11 protein-coding genes are annotated in these 15,149 nt (G+C 63.0%); all 11 read left to right on the plus strand.

All coding sequences use genetic code 11. The annotated features are described in order from the left end of the window. Positions 1 to 2: 2 nt before the first annotated feature. Positions 3 to 1,400: a NarK family nitrate/nitrite MFS transporter gene (locus YA0848_RS20100; protein ID WP_034098445.1), complete on the plus strand. Its 1,398-nt coding sequence runs from the start codon at positions 3 to 5 to the stop codon at positions 1,398 to 1,400. A 57-nt stretch (positions 1,401 to 1,457) separates the two neighbouring features. Then, positions 1,458 to 5,231, plus strand: a complete 3,774-nt coding sequence (locus tag YA0848_RS20105) for a nitrate reductase subunit alpha (protein WP_198712255.1) — start codon at positions 1,458 to 1,460, stop codon at positions 5,229 to 5,231. Position 5,232: 1 nt separating this feature from the next. Then, positions 5,233 to 6,771, plus strand: coding sequence for a nitrate reductase subunit beta (gene narH, locus YA0848_RS20110; RefSeq protein WP_034098441.1), 1,539 nt, complete (start codon positions 5,233 to 5,235; stop codon positions 6,769 to 6,771). 3 nt (positions 6,772 to 6,774) lie between these two features. After that, a complete protein-coding gene (gene narJ, locus YA0848_RS20115; protein ID WP_034098439.1) occupies positions 6,775 to 7,530 on the plus strand; it encodes a nitrate reductase molybdenum cofactor assembly chaperone in 756 nt (251 codons plus the stop codon). Next, on the plus strand, positions 7,523 to 8,200 hold the full coding sequence (gene narI / locus YA0848_RS20120) for a respiratory nitrate reductase subunit gamma (RefSeq protein ID WP_169903148.1): 678 nt from the start codon (positions 7,523 to 7,525) through the stop codon (positions 8,198 to 8,200). The genes narJ and narI overlap by 8 nt, the downstream gene beginning before the upstream one ends. 10 nt (positions 8,201 to 8,210) lie before the next feature. Further along, positions 8,211 to 9,116: a peptidylprolyl isomerase gene (locus YA0848_RS20125; protein ID WP_169903147.1), complete on the plus strand. Its 906-nt coding sequence runs from the start codon at positions 8,211 to 8,213 to the stop codon at positions 9,114 to 9,116. Between the two features lies 1 nt (position 9,117). Then, positions 9,118 to 10,104 (plus strand): GTP 3',8-cyclase MoaA, encoded by a 987-nt coding sequence (gene moaA, locus YA0848_RS20130; RefSeq protein WP_034098434.1) that lies wholly within the window; start codon positions 9,118 to 9,120, stop codon positions 10,102 to 10,104. A gap of 174 nt (positions 10,105 to 10,278) precedes the next feature. Next, positions 10,279 to 12,270: a ribonucleoside triphosphate reductase gene (locus YA0848_RS20135; protein WP_034098432.1), complete on the plus strand. Its 1,992-nt coding sequence runs from the start codon at positions 10,279 to 10,281 to the stop codon at positions 12,268 to 12,270. A gap of 19 nt (positions 12,271 to 12,289) precedes the next feature. Continuing rightward, complete coding sequence (nrdD, locus tag YA0848_RS36435) at positions 12,290 to 12,445, plus strand: anaerobic ribonucleoside-triphosphate reductase (protein WP_034098430.1); 156 nt, start codon at positions 12,290 to 12,292, stop codon at positions 12,443 to 12,445. Further along, positions 12,442 to 13,137, plus strand: a complete 696-nt coding sequence (locus YA0848_RS20145; RefSeq protein WP_034114036.1) for an anaerobic ribonucleoside-triphosphate reductase activating protein — start codon at positions 12,442 to 12,444, stop codon at positions 13,135 to 13,137. The genes nrdD and YA0848_RS20145 overlap by 4 nt, the downstream gene beginning before the upstream one ends. Positions 13,138 to 13,202: 65 nt before the next feature. Further along, positions 13,203 to 14,822 carry a methyl-accepting chemotaxis protein gene (locus YA0848_RS20150; protein WP_169903146.1) on the plus strand — a complete coding sequence of 540 codons (1,620 nt, stop codon included), beginning with the start codon at positions 13,203 to 13,205 and terminating at the stop codon, positions 14,820 to 14,822. Positions 14,823 to 15,149: the final 327 nt, after the last annotated feature.

A 15,149-nucleotide genomic window follows, 5' to 3' on the forward strand; every position in this document is an offset into this window, starting at 1 on the left:
ACATGTCCATCGCGCAAAAGCCCGAGTCGGGCCCGGTGATCCATGACTGGCGCCCCGAAGACCCCGCCTTCTGGGGCGCCAGCGGCAAGAAGACCGCCACTCGCAACCTGTGGATCTCGATCCCCGCGCTGTTGCTGGCCTTCGCCGTGTGGATGGTGTGGAGCACGGTGATCGTGCGCCTCAATGCCATCGGCTTCAGTTTCAGCACCGATCAACTGTTCTGGCTGGCGGCCTTGCCGGGGCTGTCCGGCGCCACCTTGCGGGTGTTCTATTCGTTTATGGTGCCGATCTTCGGCGGCCGCCGCTGGACCGCCCTGAGCACCGCGTCGCTGCTGCTGCCGTCGCTGTGGATGGGCTTTGCGGTGCAAGACCCCAGCACCCCCTACAGCGTCTTTGTGCTGATCGCGCTGCTGTGCGGCTTCGGCGGCGGCAACTTCGCCTCCAGCATGTCCAACATCAGTTTCTTCTACCCCAAGGCCCAGCAGGGCACTGCGCTGGGCCTGAATGCCGGCCTGGGTAACCTGGGGGTGTCGGTGATGCAGTTCTGCGTGCCGCTGGTGATCACCTTTGGCGTGTTCGGCCTGATCGGCGGCCAACCCCAGACCCTGCCGGACGGCAGCCAATTGTGGCTGCAAAACGCAGGCTTCATCTGGGTGCCGTTTATCCTCACCGTCACTGTGGCGGCGTGGTTTGGCATGAATGACTTGTCCAGCGCGCGCGCCTCGTTCGCCGACCAGGCGGTGATTTTCAAGCGCAAGCACAACTGGCTGATGTGCTGGCTGTACCTGGCGACCTTCGGTTCGTTCATCGGCTTCTCGGCGGCGTTTCCGCTGCTGATCAAAACCTCGTTCCCCGACGTGGTGGCGCTGAAATTTGCCTTCCTCGGCCCGCTGGTCGGCGCCCTGGTGCGCCCACTCGGCGGCTGGCTGGCGGACAAACTCGGCGGCGCGCGAGTGACCCTGTGGAACTTCGTGCTGATGATCGCGATGGTGTTCGGCGTGCTGCACTTTCTGCCGCAGAACGGCGAGGGCGGCAACTTCTACGGCTTCCTCGGCATGTTCATGTTGCTGTTCATCACCACTGGCGTGGGCAATGGCTCCACCTTCCGCATGATCCCGGTGATCTTCCGCACCCAGCATGAAAAAGCCAGTGCCGGTAAATCTGCCGCCGAGCGCGAGCAGGCCCTGAAGGACGCCGGTAAGGAATCCGCCGCCGTGCTGGGTTTCAGCTCGGCCATGGGCGCGTTCGGCGCGTTTTTCATTCCCAAATCCTTCGGCACGTCCATGGCCGCCACCGGCAGCCCGGCGATGGCCTTCTACATGTTTGTCGGTTTCTACCTGAGCTGCATTGTCGTGACCTGGTGGTGGTACGCCCGCAAAGGTTGCGCCACACCCTGCTGATCGACCACGAATTCGCGGGGCAACGCACCCCACGGCACGCCTGATGAGGAAAGCACCATGAGTCACTTACTGGATCAATTGCGGTTCTTCAACCGCAAGCAAAACGAATTCTCCGAGGGCCACGGCGAGACCCGCAAGGAGTCCCGCGACTGGGAAAACGTCTACCGCTCGCGCTGGCAGTACGACAAGATCGTGCGCTCCACCCATGGCGTGAACTGCACCGGTTCGTGCTCGTGGAAGATCTATGTGAAGAACGGCCTGATCACTTGGGAAACCCAGCAGACCGACTACCCGCGCACCCGTAACGACCTGCCCAACCACGAGCCCCGCGGCTGCCCGCGCGGCGCCAGCTACAGCTGGTACATCTACAGCGCCAACCGCCTCAAGTACCCGAAGATCCGCAAGCCGCTGCTCAAGTTGTGGCGTGAAGCGCGCCTGACCCTGCCACCGGTCGAGGCGTGGGCGAGCATCGTCGAGGACAAGGCCAAGGCCGACTCGTACAAAAGCAAGCGCGGCATGGGCGGTTTCATCCGCTCGAACTGGGAGGAGGTCAACGAGATCATCGCCGCCTCCAACGTCTACACCATCAAGCAATACGGCCCGGACCGTATCGTCGGCTTTTCGCCGATCCCGGCCATGTCCATGGTCAGCTATGCCGCCGGTTCGCGTTACCTGTCGCTGCTGGGCGGGGTGTGCCTGAGCTTCTACGACTGGTACTGCGACCTGCCACCGGCCTCGCCGATGGTGTGGGGCGAGCAGACCGACGTGCCCGAATCGGCCGACTGGTACAACTCCAACTACATCATCGCCTGGGGTTCCAACGTCCCGCAGACCCGCACCCCCGACGCGCACTTTTTCACCGAGGTGCGCTACAAGGGCACCAAGACCGTGGCTATCACCCCGGACTATTCGGAGGTGGCCAAGCTCACCGACCTGTGGCTCAACCCCAAACAAGGCACCGACGCCGCCCTGGCCCAGGCGTTCAACCATGTGATCTTCAAAGAATTTCACCTGGACAAGCCGAGCGCCTACTTCACCGACTACGCCAAGCGTTACACCGACCTGCCGGTGCTGGTGATGCTCAAGCCCATGAGCGGCTTCGCGCCGGGCGCGGGCTTCCAGCCGGATCGTTTCCTGCGCGCCTCGGACCTCACCGGCAACCTCGGCCAGAACAACAACCCGGAATGGAAAACCATCGCCCTCGACGCGAGCGGCGAGCTGGTCTCGCCACAAGGCGCCATCGGCTACCGCTGGGGCGAGAAGGGCAAGTGGAACATCCTCGCCAAAGAGGGCGGTGAAGGCCGCGCCATCGACCTCAAGCTCAGCCTGATCGGTGACGACGTGGCCGAAGTCGCGTTCCCGTACTTTGCCGGCGAAGCCCACGAGCATTTCCAGCATGTGGCCGGCGACGCCGTGCAGTTCCGTCGCGTACCGGTACACAGCGTGACCCTGGCCGACGGCAGCGTTGCCAAGGTCGCCACCGTGTTCGACCTGTCGGCGGCCAACCTGGCCATCGACCGTGGCCTGGGCGGCAGCAATGTGGCCAAGGACTACAACGACGCCAGCGTACCGGGCACCCCCGCGTGGCAGGAAGCGATCACCGGGGTCAGCCGCGAGAAAGCCATCCAGATCGCCCGTGAGTTCGCCGACAACGCCGACAAAACCCGTGGGCGTTCGATGATCATCGTCGGCGCAGCGATGAACCACTGGTACCACATGGACATGAACTACCGCGGGCTGATCAATATGCTCATGCTCTGCGGTTGCGTCGGCCAGACCGGCGGCGGCTGGGCCCACTATGTCGGCCAGGAAAAACTGCGCCCGCAATGCGGCTGGCTGCCCCTGGCCTTCGGCCTGGACTGGAGCCGCCCGCCACGCCAGATGAACGGCACCAGCTTCTTCTACGGCCACAGCTCCCAGTGGCGGCACGAGAAGATGAACATGCACGACGTGCTCTCGCCCCTGGCCGACAAAGCCCAGTTCCCCACCCATGCCTTGGACTACAACATCCGCGCCGAACGCGCCGGCTGGTTGCCCAGCGCGCCACAGCTCAACACCAACCCGCTGCACATTTGCCGTGACGCCGCCGCCGTCGGCATGGACCCCAAAGACTATGTGGTCAAGTCCTGGCAGGACGGCAGCCTGCGCTTTGCCTGCGAGCAGCCGGACAGCCCGGTGAACTTCCCGCGCAACATGTTTATCTGGCGCTCCAACCTGCTCGGGTCCTCAGGCAAGGGCCACGAGTACATGCTCAAGTACCTGCTGGGCACCAAGAACGGCGTGATGAACGAAGACATCGGGTTTGGCGGCGAAAGCAAGCCCACCGAAGCCGAGTGGGTCGACGACGGCGCCATCGGCAAGCTGGATCTGGTGACCACTTTGGATTTCCGCATGTCGTCCACCTGCGTGTATTCCGACATCGTCCTGCCGACCGCCACCTGGTACGAAAAAGACGACATGAACACCTCGGACATGCACCCGTTTATCCACCCCTTGTCGGCAGCCATCGACCCGGCGTGGGAGTCGCGTTCGGACTGGGAAATCTACAAAGGCATCGCCAAGGCGTTCTCGGCCATGGCCGTCGGGCACCTGGGTGTCGAGCAAGACCTGGTGACCGTACCGCTGATGCACGACAGCGTCGGCGAGCTGGCCCAGCCGTTTGGCGGCACCGACTGGAAAAGCGCCGGGGTGGCACCGGTGCCGGGCAAGAACGCGCCGAACATGGCGGTGGTGGAGCGCGACTACCCGAATATCTATAAGAAATTCACGTCCCTGGGCCCGATGCTGGAAAAGCTCGGCAACGGCGGCAAGGGCATCAACTGGAACACCGACGATGAAGTGGCGTTTCTGGGTGAGCTGAACCACCACGAAGGCGACGCCGGCGTCAGTCACGGCCGGCCGAAGATCGACACGGCTATCGACGCGGCCGAGGTGATTCTGTCATTGGCCCCGGAAACCAACGGCCATGTGGCAGTCAAGGCCTGGGCGGCGCTGTCGGAATTCACCGGTATCGACCACAGCCACCTGGCCCTGCCCAAGGCCCACGAAGCGATCCGCTTCCGCGATATCCAGGCGCAGCCGCGCAAGATCATCTCCAGCCCTACCTGGTCGGGCCTGGAAGACGAGCATGTGAGCTACAACGCCGGCTACACCAACGTGCATGAAAACATCCCATGGCGCACCATCACCGGCCGCCAGCAGTTCTACCAGGATCACCCGTGGATGCAGGCCTTCGGCGAGCAGCTGATGAGCTACCGGCCACCGGTCAACACCCGCACCATCGCCGGCGTGAAAGGCAAGCGCAGCAATGGCGAAACCGAGATCGTGCTGAACTGGATCACCCCGCACCAGAAGTGGGGCATCCACAGCACCTACAGCGACAACCTGCTGATGCTGACCCTGAGCCGTGGCGGCCCGATTGTGTGGCTCTCGGAAGTCGACGCCCAGCGCGCCGGCATCGAGGACAACGACTGGATCGAATGCTTCAACGTCAACGGTGCCTTGACCGCCCGCGCGGTGGTCAGCCAGCGCGTCAAGGAAGGCATGGTGATGATGTACCACGCCCAGGAACGCATCGTGAACGTGCCGGGTTCGGAAACCACCAAGACCCGTGGCGGCCACCACAACTCGGTGACCCGCGTGGTGCTCAAGCCGACCCACATGATCGGCGGCTACGCCCAGCAAGCCTACGGTTTCAACTATTACGGCACGGTCGGTTGCAACCGCGACGAATTCGTCGTGGTGCGCAAGATGGCCAAGGTCGACTGGCTCGATGGCTCCAGCGGCGATGACCTGCCGCGCCCATTGCCGACCGATATCGAGGAGAACTGAGATGAAGATTCGCTCACAGATCGGCATGGTGCTGAACCTGGACAAATGCATCGGCTGCCACACCTGCTCGATCACCTGCAAAAACGTGTGGACCAGCCGCGAAGGCATGGAGTACGCCTGGTTCAACAACGTCGAATCCAAGCCCGGTATCGGCTACCCCAAAGAGTGGGAAAACCAGGACAAGTGGAAGGGCGGCTGGGTGCGCAATGCGAACGGCTCGATCAACCCGCGCATCGGCGGTAAGTTCAGGGTGCTGGCGAACATCTTCGCCAACCCCGACCTGCCGAGCCTGGACGACTACTACGAACCGTTCGACTTCGATTACCAGCACCTGCACACCGCACCGTTGGGTGAGCACCAGCCCACCGCGCGGCCGCGCTCGGTGGTGTCGGGCAAGCGCATGGAAAAGATCGAGTGGGGCCCCAACTGGGAAGAAATCCTCGGCACCGAGTTCGCCAAGCGCCGCAAGGACAAGAACTTCGATCAGATCCAGGCCGATATTTATGGCGAGTACGAAAACACCTTCATGATGTACCTGCCGCGCCTGTGCGAGCACTGCCTCAACCCGGCGTGCGCGGCGTCGTGCCCCAGCGGCGCGATCTACAAGCGCGAAGAAGACGGCATCGTGCTGATCGACCAGGAAAAATGCCGGGGCTGGCGCATGTGCATCAGCGGCTGCCCGTACAAGAAAATCTACTTCAACTGGAAAAGCGGCAAGTCCGAGAAGTGCATCTTCTGCTACCCGCGTATCGAAGCCGGCATGCCCACCGTGTGCGCCGAAACCTGCGTGGGGCGCATCCGCTACCTCGGGGTGCTGCTGTACGACGCCGACCGCATCAGCGAAGTGGCCAGCACTGCCAACGAGCAAGACCTGTACCAAAAACAGCTGGAAATCTTCCTCGACCCAAATGACCCGGCAGTGATCCGCCAGGCCCTGGCCGATGGCGTACCGCAGTCGGTGATCGACTCGGCCCAGCGTTCGCCGGTGTACAAAATGGCGGTGGATTGGAAACTCGCGCTGCCGCTGCACCCGGAATACCGCACCTTGCCGATGGTTTGGTACGTGCCGCCGCTGTCGCCGATCCAGAATGCTGCGGCCGCCGGCACCGTGGGCATGAATGGGGTGATTCCGGATGTGGACAGCCTGCGTATTCCGCTGCGCTACCTGGCCAATATGCTCACCGCTGGCGATGAAAAACCGGTCAAGCGCGCACTCAAGCGCCTGTTGGCGATGCGCGCCTACAAGCGCTCCCAGCAGGTAGAGGGCGTGCAGGACTTGCAAGTGCTGCGCGACGTCGACTTGAGCGTGGAGCAGGTGGAAGAGATGTACCGCTACCTGGCCATCGCCAACTACGAAGACCGTTTCGTGGTGCCCAGCGCCCACCGTGAAGACGCCATGAGCGACGCGTTCGCCGAGCGCTCCGGCTGTGGTTTCAGCTTTGGCAGCGGCTGCAGCGGCAGTTCCGACACCAATATGTTTGGCGCCAAAAAGGCCAACCGCCGCGACGTGCTGAAAACCGTCCAGATCTGGGAGGACTGAGCCATGCGCATTCTTAAAGTGATTTCGCTGCTGCTGGACTACCCCACCGAGACCTTGGTGAACGGCCGCGACGAACTGGAACAAGCGATTCTCGAAGCACGGGAAATCAGCCCCAAGCAACGCGGCGCGCTGTTCGAATTGCTGGAGCTGATCTGCGGCAATGACCTGATGGATGGCCAGGAACACTACGGCGCGTTGTTTGGCCGTGGTCGCTCGCTGTCGCTGCTGTTGTTCGAGCATGTACACGGCGAGTCCCGGGACCGGGGCCAGGCCATGGTCGACATGATGGCCCAGTACGAAGCCGCCGGGTTCGCCATCGGCGTCAAGGAGCTGCCGGACTACATCCCGCTGTACCTAGAGTTCCTGTCCACCCGCGAAGACATCGAGGCCCGCGAGGGCCTGGCGGATGTGGCGCACCTGCTGGCCTTGCTGGCTGCGCGGCTGGAGGAGCGTGAGAGCGGCTACGCCAGTTGCTTGCGCGCGCTGTTGCAGATAGCCGGCGCGGAGCCGCACCAGGCCGTGGCCGAACTGCGCGCCCAGGTGGCCGCCGAGCCGCGCGACGACTCCCTCGAAGCCCTGGACAAGGTCTGGGAAGAAGAGGCCGTGGACTTTATGCAGGCCGAGCAACAGGACCGTTGCAGTGCGATGCCGAGCGCGCCGGGCAAAGCCCGTGAAGAAAGCGCGGTGCCGTTGCATTGGGTGGATTTTCAGCAAGAAGGCCGGGCCGCAGTGCCCGCCGGGGAGGTGGGTAATGTCTAAGTGGAATTTGCTGGTATTCGGGATCTACCCCTACGTGGCCCTGGCGATCTGCCTGTTGGGCAGTTGGGCGCGGTTCGACTTGTCGCAGTACACCTGGAAGGCCGGCTCCAGCCAGATGCTCAATAACCGGGGCATGCGCGTGGCGAGTAACTTCTTCCATATCGGCGTGCTGTTCGTGCTTGCCGGGCACTTTGTCGGCCTGCTGACGCCGGCGTCGGTCTATCACCATGTGATCAGAACCGAGCACAAGCAACTGTTGGCGATGGTGTCCGGCGGCTTCTTCGGCCTGCTGTGCCTGGTGGGCCTGCTGATGCTGGTCAAGCGCCGCCTGGGCGATCCGCGGGTGCGCGCCACATCGAGCCCCTCCGACATCCTGATCCTGCTGGTGTTGCTGGCGCAGTTGCTGCTGGGGCTGCTGACCATCGTGGCCTCCACTGGGCATATGGACGGCTCGGTGATGGTGATGCTCGCCGACTGGGCCCAGAACGTGGTGCTGCTGCGTCCGATTGAAGCGGCGGAGTCGATCGCGCCGGTGTCGCTGATCTACAAGGCGCACGTGGCGCTGGGCTTGAGCCTGTTTGTGCTATTCCCGTTTACCCGTCTGGTGCATATGGTCAGCGCGCCGATCTGGTACCTGGGGCGTCGTTATCAAATCGTGCGGCAGAAGTGAGGAGCACACCATGACTAGCGGATGCGGATGTGGCGGCGGTAACGCTGGCAGCGGCGGTTGCGGTTCGGCGACCCAGGAGCCGGTGGTTGAAGCCCCGGTAGCGTTGGAGCCTGAATTGATCGCCAGCAGTGAACAGCAATGGCCGATCATCAGTGTCAACGGCGTGGCGATCACGCCGGAGGCGATGGCCCTGGAGGTGCAGTATCACCCGGCGCAAAGCCGCGAAGACGCGGTGTACCTGGCCGCCCGCGCGCTGGTGATCCGCGAGCTGTTGCAGCAGCGCATCGCCGCGCTGGGGTTGGCGGTGGACATCGGCGCCGGCGAGAACCCAGAAGAAGCGGCCACGCGCCTGCTGCTGGAGCGTGAAGTGAAGGTGCCCGAGTGCGACGAGGCCACCTGCGTGCGCTTCTTCGAGAACAATCGCGGGCGCTTCCACAGCGCGCCGTTGCTGGCGGTGCGGCACATCCTGCTCGAATGCGCGCCGGACGATGCTGAGGCCCGCCACCTGGCCCATGTGCAGGCCGAAGTCCTGCTGCTGAGCCTGACCCAGAACCCCGGCAGTTTCGCCGAGCTGGCGCTCAAGTACTCCGCGTGTCCGTCCAAGGCACAGGGTGGCTCCCTGGGCCAGGTCAGCAAAGGCCAGACCGTGCCCGAACTGGAGCGCCAACTGTTCACCCTGGCACCGGGCCTGGCGGATAAACCGTTGGAAAGCCGCTACGGCTGGCACGTGATCAGCGTCGATCAGCGCATCGAAGGCCAGGCGCTGCCGTACGAAGCGGTGGCCACGGCGATTCGCACCCAACTGCAACAGGGCGTATGGCAGAAGGCGCTGGTGCAGTACCTGCAAACCCTGATCGGCGCGGCGCACATTCGCGGCATCGCGCTGCAGGGCGCCGACTCGCCGTTGGTGCAGTGACATGAGCCTGGTGGATGGGGTAGGCCGCTCGATTGACTACCTGCGGTTGTCGGTGACCGACCGTTGTGATTTTCGCTGTGTGTACTGCATGGCGAAAAACATGACGTTCCTGCCGCGCCAGCAGGTGCTGACCCTCGAAGAACTGGAGCGCCTGGCCGCGTTGTTTGTCGGCCAGGGCGTGCGCAAGATTCGCCTGACCGGCGGTGAACCGTTGATTCGCCCGGGCATTGTCGGCCTGTGCCGCAACATTGCCGCGTTGCCGGGCCTGCGCGAACTGGTTATGACCAGCAACGGTTCACAACTGGCGAGGCTGGCCCGGCCCTTGGTGGAGGCGGGCGTCAAGCGCATGAATATCAGCCTCGACAGCCTCGACCCCCAACGCTTTCGCGCAATCACCCGCAACGGTGATCTGCGCCAGGTGCTGGACGGTATCGAAGCCGCGCGGAACGCCGGCTTCGAACGGGTCAAGCTCAACTGCGTGGTGATGAAAGGGCGCAACTTCGATGAAGTGCCGGCCTTGGTGCGCTACGCCATCGAGCAGGGCATCGACATCAGTTTTATCGAGGAAATGCCCCTGGGCGATGTGGGGCGCTCACGCGGCGAGAGCTTCTGCGCCAGCGACGACGTACGCGCGCTGATCGCTCGTGAACATGGGCTGCTCGACAGCACGGAAAACAGCGGCGGCCCGGCGCGCTACGTGCGCTTGGTGCAACATCCGCAGACGCGGGTCGGCTTTATCTCGCCCAATTCCCATAACTTTTGCGGCAGCTGCAATCGGATCAGGATGACCGTCGAAGGGCAGTTGTTGCTGTGCCTGGGGCAGGACAAGGCCGTGGATTTTCGTAGCTTGCTGCGGCGCTATCCATTAGAGGATGGGCCGTTGATCGCAGCCTTGCATCAAGGGTTGAAGGGCAAGCCGTTGCGGCATGATTTCAGCGGGGACGGTGAGGTGCAGGTGGTGCGATTCATGAATATGAGTGGCGGGTGAGATGGACGGTGGTAGGGGGCTTGGGGCCGCCCGCAGATGTGCCAGGGGTGTCTATGCCCCCCTTCTAGAAACCTTGACGCCGATCAAGGGTGACCACCGCCTTCCTGGGTAATATCACTTCATATAGTGTTTTATTGAATAATTTTATCTATATGTAGTGCCAGGAGCCCGGAAATGCCAAACACGCTCACCCCGCTGGTCAGCACCCGCCTGCACAAACGCGACGGCACACGGGTCGCCTTCGACGCCGAAAAAATCCGCCAGGCATTGATCGCCGCCGGCACGGCCACTGGCGAATATCAGCCCGCCGATGTGGACCTGCTATTGGGCGCCGTGCTCGCGCGTTTGCGCGGTATCGAACGGCTCGACGTCGAGCAGATCCAGGACAGTGTCGAACGGGTGCTGATGGATGCCGGCTTCTTTCTGTCGATGCGCGCCTATATCGTCTATCGCGAGCAACACGGGCGTCTGCGCCGCGACCGCAAGACCCTGGTGGAAGTCGCCACCTCCATGAACGAATACCTCGACCGCGAAGATTGGCGCGTGCAGGCCAACGCCAACCAGGGTTATTCCCTGGGCGGGCTGGTGTTGAACGTGGCGGGCAAGGTCACGGCCAATTACTGGCTGGATGAGGTCTACAGCCAGCAGATCGGCCAGGCACACCGCGAGGCGGATCTGCATATTCATGATCTGGACATGCTTGCCGGTTACTGCGCCGGCTGGTCGCTGCGCTCGTTGCTGCACGAAGGCCTCAACGGCGTGCCGGGCCGGGTGGAGGCGGGGCCGCCCAAGCACCTGAGCAGCGCCTTGGGGCAGATGGTCAACTTCCTCGGCACCCTGCAGAACGAATGGGCCGGCGCCCAAGCGTTCAGCTCGTTCGACACCTACCTGGCGCCCTATGTGCGCAAGGATCAGTTGAGTTACCCCGAGGTGCGCCAGGCGCTGCAGGAATTTATCTATAACCTCAATGTACCGTCGCGCTGGGGCACCCAAACGCCGTTTACCAACCTGACTTTCGACTGGGTGTGCCCGCAGGATTTGCGCGAGCAGATCCCGGTGATCGGTGGTGAAGAAATGCCGTTTGCCTACGGCGATCTGCAAGCGGAAATGGAGTTGATCAACCGCGCCTATATCGAGGTGATGCAGGCCGGTGATGCCAAGGGGCGGGTGTTCACGTTTCCGATTCCCACCTACAACATCACCCATGATTTCCCGTGGGACAGCCCCAACGCCGACCGCCTGTTCGAGATGACCGCACGCTACGGGCTGCCGTATTTCCAGAACTTTCTCAACTCCGATATGCAGCCCAATCAGGTGCGTTCGATGTGCTGCCGCCTGCAACTGGACGTGCGTGAATTGCTCAAACGCGGTGGCGGTTTGTTCGGTTCGGCAGAGCAAACCGGCAGCCTCGGGGTGGTGACGATCAACTGCGCGCGCCTGGGCTACCTGTTCAAGGGCGACACCTCGGGCTTGCTGCAACGCCTGGATCATCTGATGCAGCTGGCCATGGAAAGCCTTGAGGTCAAGCGCAAGGTGATCCAGCGCCATATGGACGCCGGCCTGTACCCCTACACCAAGCGTTACCTGGGGACCTTGCGCAATCACTTCTCCACCATCGGCCTCAATGGCATGCACGAGATGCTGCGCAACTTCAGCGGTGACGAGCAGGGCATGCACACCGAACAGGGGCGCGCCTTTGCCCTCAAGCTGCTCGACCATGTACGTGCCACATTGCTGCGCTTCCAGGAAGAAACCGGCCATCTCTACAACCTCGAAGCGACGCCGGCCGAAGGCACCACCTACCGCTTCGCCAAGGAAGACCGCAAACGCTTCCCGGACATTCTGCAAGCCGGCAGCGACGTCGCGCCGTATTACACCAACTCCTCGCAATTGCCCGTGGGCTTTACCCAAGACCCGTTTGAAGCCTTGGAACTGCAAGACGAACTGCAATGCAAATACACCGGCGGCACGGTGCTGCACCTGTACATGGCCGAACAGATCTCTTCGACCCAGGCTTGCAAGCAATTGGTGCGTAAAGCCCTGGGACGCTTCCATCTGCCGTACCTGACGATTACCCCGACCTTTTCCATCTGCCCAGTGCACGGCTACCTGGCGGGGGAACACGAGTTCTGCCCCAAATGCGATGAAACCCTCGGCTACGTTTGATCCCCCAAGGAGACTCACCATGCAAACTGCTCAACCCCAACGTCAACGCTGTGAAGTCTGGACCCGCGTCATGGGCTATCACCGGCCCGTGTCGGCGTTCAACCCCGGCAAGCAATCCGAGCATAAGGAGCGCGTGCACTTCACCGAAACGGCTGCCGCGGCTGGGCGCCAATGACGCGAGCACTACGGGTCGGGGGCCTGGTGCCCCTGACCACCCTCGACTACCCCGGTATGCTCGCCTGCGTGCTGTTCTGCCAAGGCTGCGCCTGGCGCTGTCGTTATTGCCATAACCCGGACTTGATCCCACCGCGCGGTAGCGCAGAGGTGGATTGGCGCCGGGTTTTGCTGTTTTTGCAGCGGCGTCAGGATCTGCTCGACGCGGTAGTGTTCAGCGGCGGCGAACCGACGCTGCAGGAAGGCTTGCCGGCGGCCATGGACGAAGTGCGCGAGATGGGTTTTCGCATCGGTCTGCACAGCGCCGGCATCAAACCCGCCAGCTTTGCCAATGCACTGGCCCATGCCGATTGGGTCGGGTTCGATGTCAAGGCATTGGCCGAAGACTGCCCATCCATCACCCAGGTCAAGGGCAGCGGCGCCGCCAATTGGCGCAGCCTCGACGCCTTGCTGGCCAGCGGCGTCGACTACGAATGCCGCACCACGGTGCACTGGCACCTGATCGACCCGCCACGCCTGCTGCGCCTGGCCCAGCGTTTGCAAGCCAGTGGCGTGAAGCGCTTCGCCGTGCAGATAGTCCGTACCGCCACCATGCTCGATGCACAGTTGGCGTGCGCGCCGATACAAACGGCGCTGCCGGAGTTGTGGGCGCGGATGCGCGAGTTGTTTCCGGCGTTTGTGTTGCGAGGGTGAGCCCTCCACAGGATTTTTTATCGATGCTGCCCCCCGCGGGCAGGCCTTCATCAAGGAATGTTCAGATGATCCACTTAACCACCGCACGCCGTATTGTCATTGGGTTTGCGATTGCGCCTCTGGCGCTGATCGGCCTGGTGTTCTACGCCTTGCACGACCTGGCCACGCTCAAGCAACAGGCCGACCAGATCGTGCAACGGGACTGGCCGAAGATCGCGCCGATCATGGTGATCGCCACCGGCGTGCGGGACAACGGGCGCAACACCCGCGACCTGTTGATCGACCAAGACAACCAACAGGCCCAGGCAGCCATCGGCACCACGCGCCAACGCATCACCGAGGCGTTCGCCACCCTCGAACCGCTACTCGATACCGCCGAAGGCAAGGCCGCCTACGCCCGTTTGAAAACCCATCGCGAAGCCTACGTGGCGGCGTTCACCCAAGTGCAAGCGCTGATCAAGCAGGGCGCCCGTGAGCAGGGCTTGGCGCAGCTCAAGCAGCAGGTGATGCCGGCGGAGCTGGAGGTGTTCAAAAGCCTGGACGCCTTGATGGCGTTACAGGGGCGCGTGTTTGCCGAGCGCCAGCAGGTGGCGCAGGCTCTCTACGACGACGCCCGGCGCACCATGATCGGCCTCTTTATGCTGTGCCTGGCGCTGGTAGTGGCGGCGGCGGTGTTGGTCACCCGCAGTGTGCTGCGGCCCTTGGGCGGCGAGCCGGATGAGGCGGCGCGGGTGTTGAGTCATATCGCCGGCGGTGACCTGACTATCGTGGTGCCGGTGGGTGACAGCGCGGAGGGCAGCGTGATGCGCAATCTGCATCACATGCAGCAGAACCTTCAGCAGATGGTGCGGCATATCGCAACGTCGGTGGACGGCGTGGCCAGTTCCTCGGAGCAACTCAGCGCGGTCAGCACCCAGACCAGCGGCAGCTTGCAGTTGCAGGGCCAGGAGATTGAGCAGGCCGCTACCGCCGTGAACGAAATGACCGCCGCTGTGGACGAGGTGGCGCGTAACGCGGTGAGCACCAGCGAAGCCTCGCGCCTGTCGGAACAGACCGCCCAGCGCGGCCAGGCCCAGGTCCAGGAAACCGTGGCCTCGATCAACACCCTGGCCAACGGCGTGGTGGAAACCTCTGAGCGCATCCAACAACTGGCTGGGCGCGTGCAAGACATCAGCAGCGTGCTCGATGTAATCCGCAGCATCGCCGATCAGACCAACCTGCTGGCCTTGAATGCCGCCATCGAAGCCGCCCGTGCGGGCGACGCCGGGCGTGGTTTTGCGGTGGTGGCCGATGAAGTGCGCGCGCTAGCCCATCGCACCCAGGTGTCGACCCAGGAAATCGAACAGATGATCGGCGCCATCCGCCAGGACAGCGAACACGCCGTGGCGGCCATGCACGACAGCAGCGAACGGGTACAGGCAACTTTGGGCGTGGCCCAGCGCTCGGGGCAGGCGCTGGAAGAAATCACCCGGTCTATTTCCCAGATCAACGAGCGCAATATGCTGATTGCCAGCGCCACCGAGGAACAGGCGCTGGTAGCGCGGGAGGTGGATCGCAACCTGGTGGGCATTCGAACCCTGTCGCAGCAGGTGTTGCAGGGGGCTATTCATACACAGACGGCAGGGCAGGAACTGGCAGGCATGGCCGGGGATTTGCACCAGACGGTGGGGCGGTTCAAGGTCTAGGCCGCTACCAGAATCCCACCTTTGGAGCGGGTTCTTTCAGTTAGCAGTTTGGGTCGGCCTTTCGCGAACTGCACGGCAGTGCGCCGTATGACCTGGCCCAGGCAATGCAATCAAAGGTGGGAGGGGGCTTGCCCCCGATGTGGGAGTGTCAGTTGACACATGTGTTGTCTGACCCGCCGCCATCGGGGGCAAGCCCCCTCCCACAGTTTGAGCGAGTTTTTGCAGTTAGTGCTTGGGAAGCCGTTTGGACTGGCCTGTCGCGAACGGTGCGGCAGTGCGCCGTATGATCCAGCCCAGGCAATGCAATCAAAGGTGGGAGGGGGCTTG

It is taken from the genome of Pseudomonas sp. S4_EA_1b (genome assembly GCF_016307435.1).
Classification (GTDB): Bacteria; Pseudomonadota; Gammaproteobacteria; order Pseudomonadales; family Pseudomonadaceae; genus Aquipseudomonas; species Aquipseudomonas rhodesiae.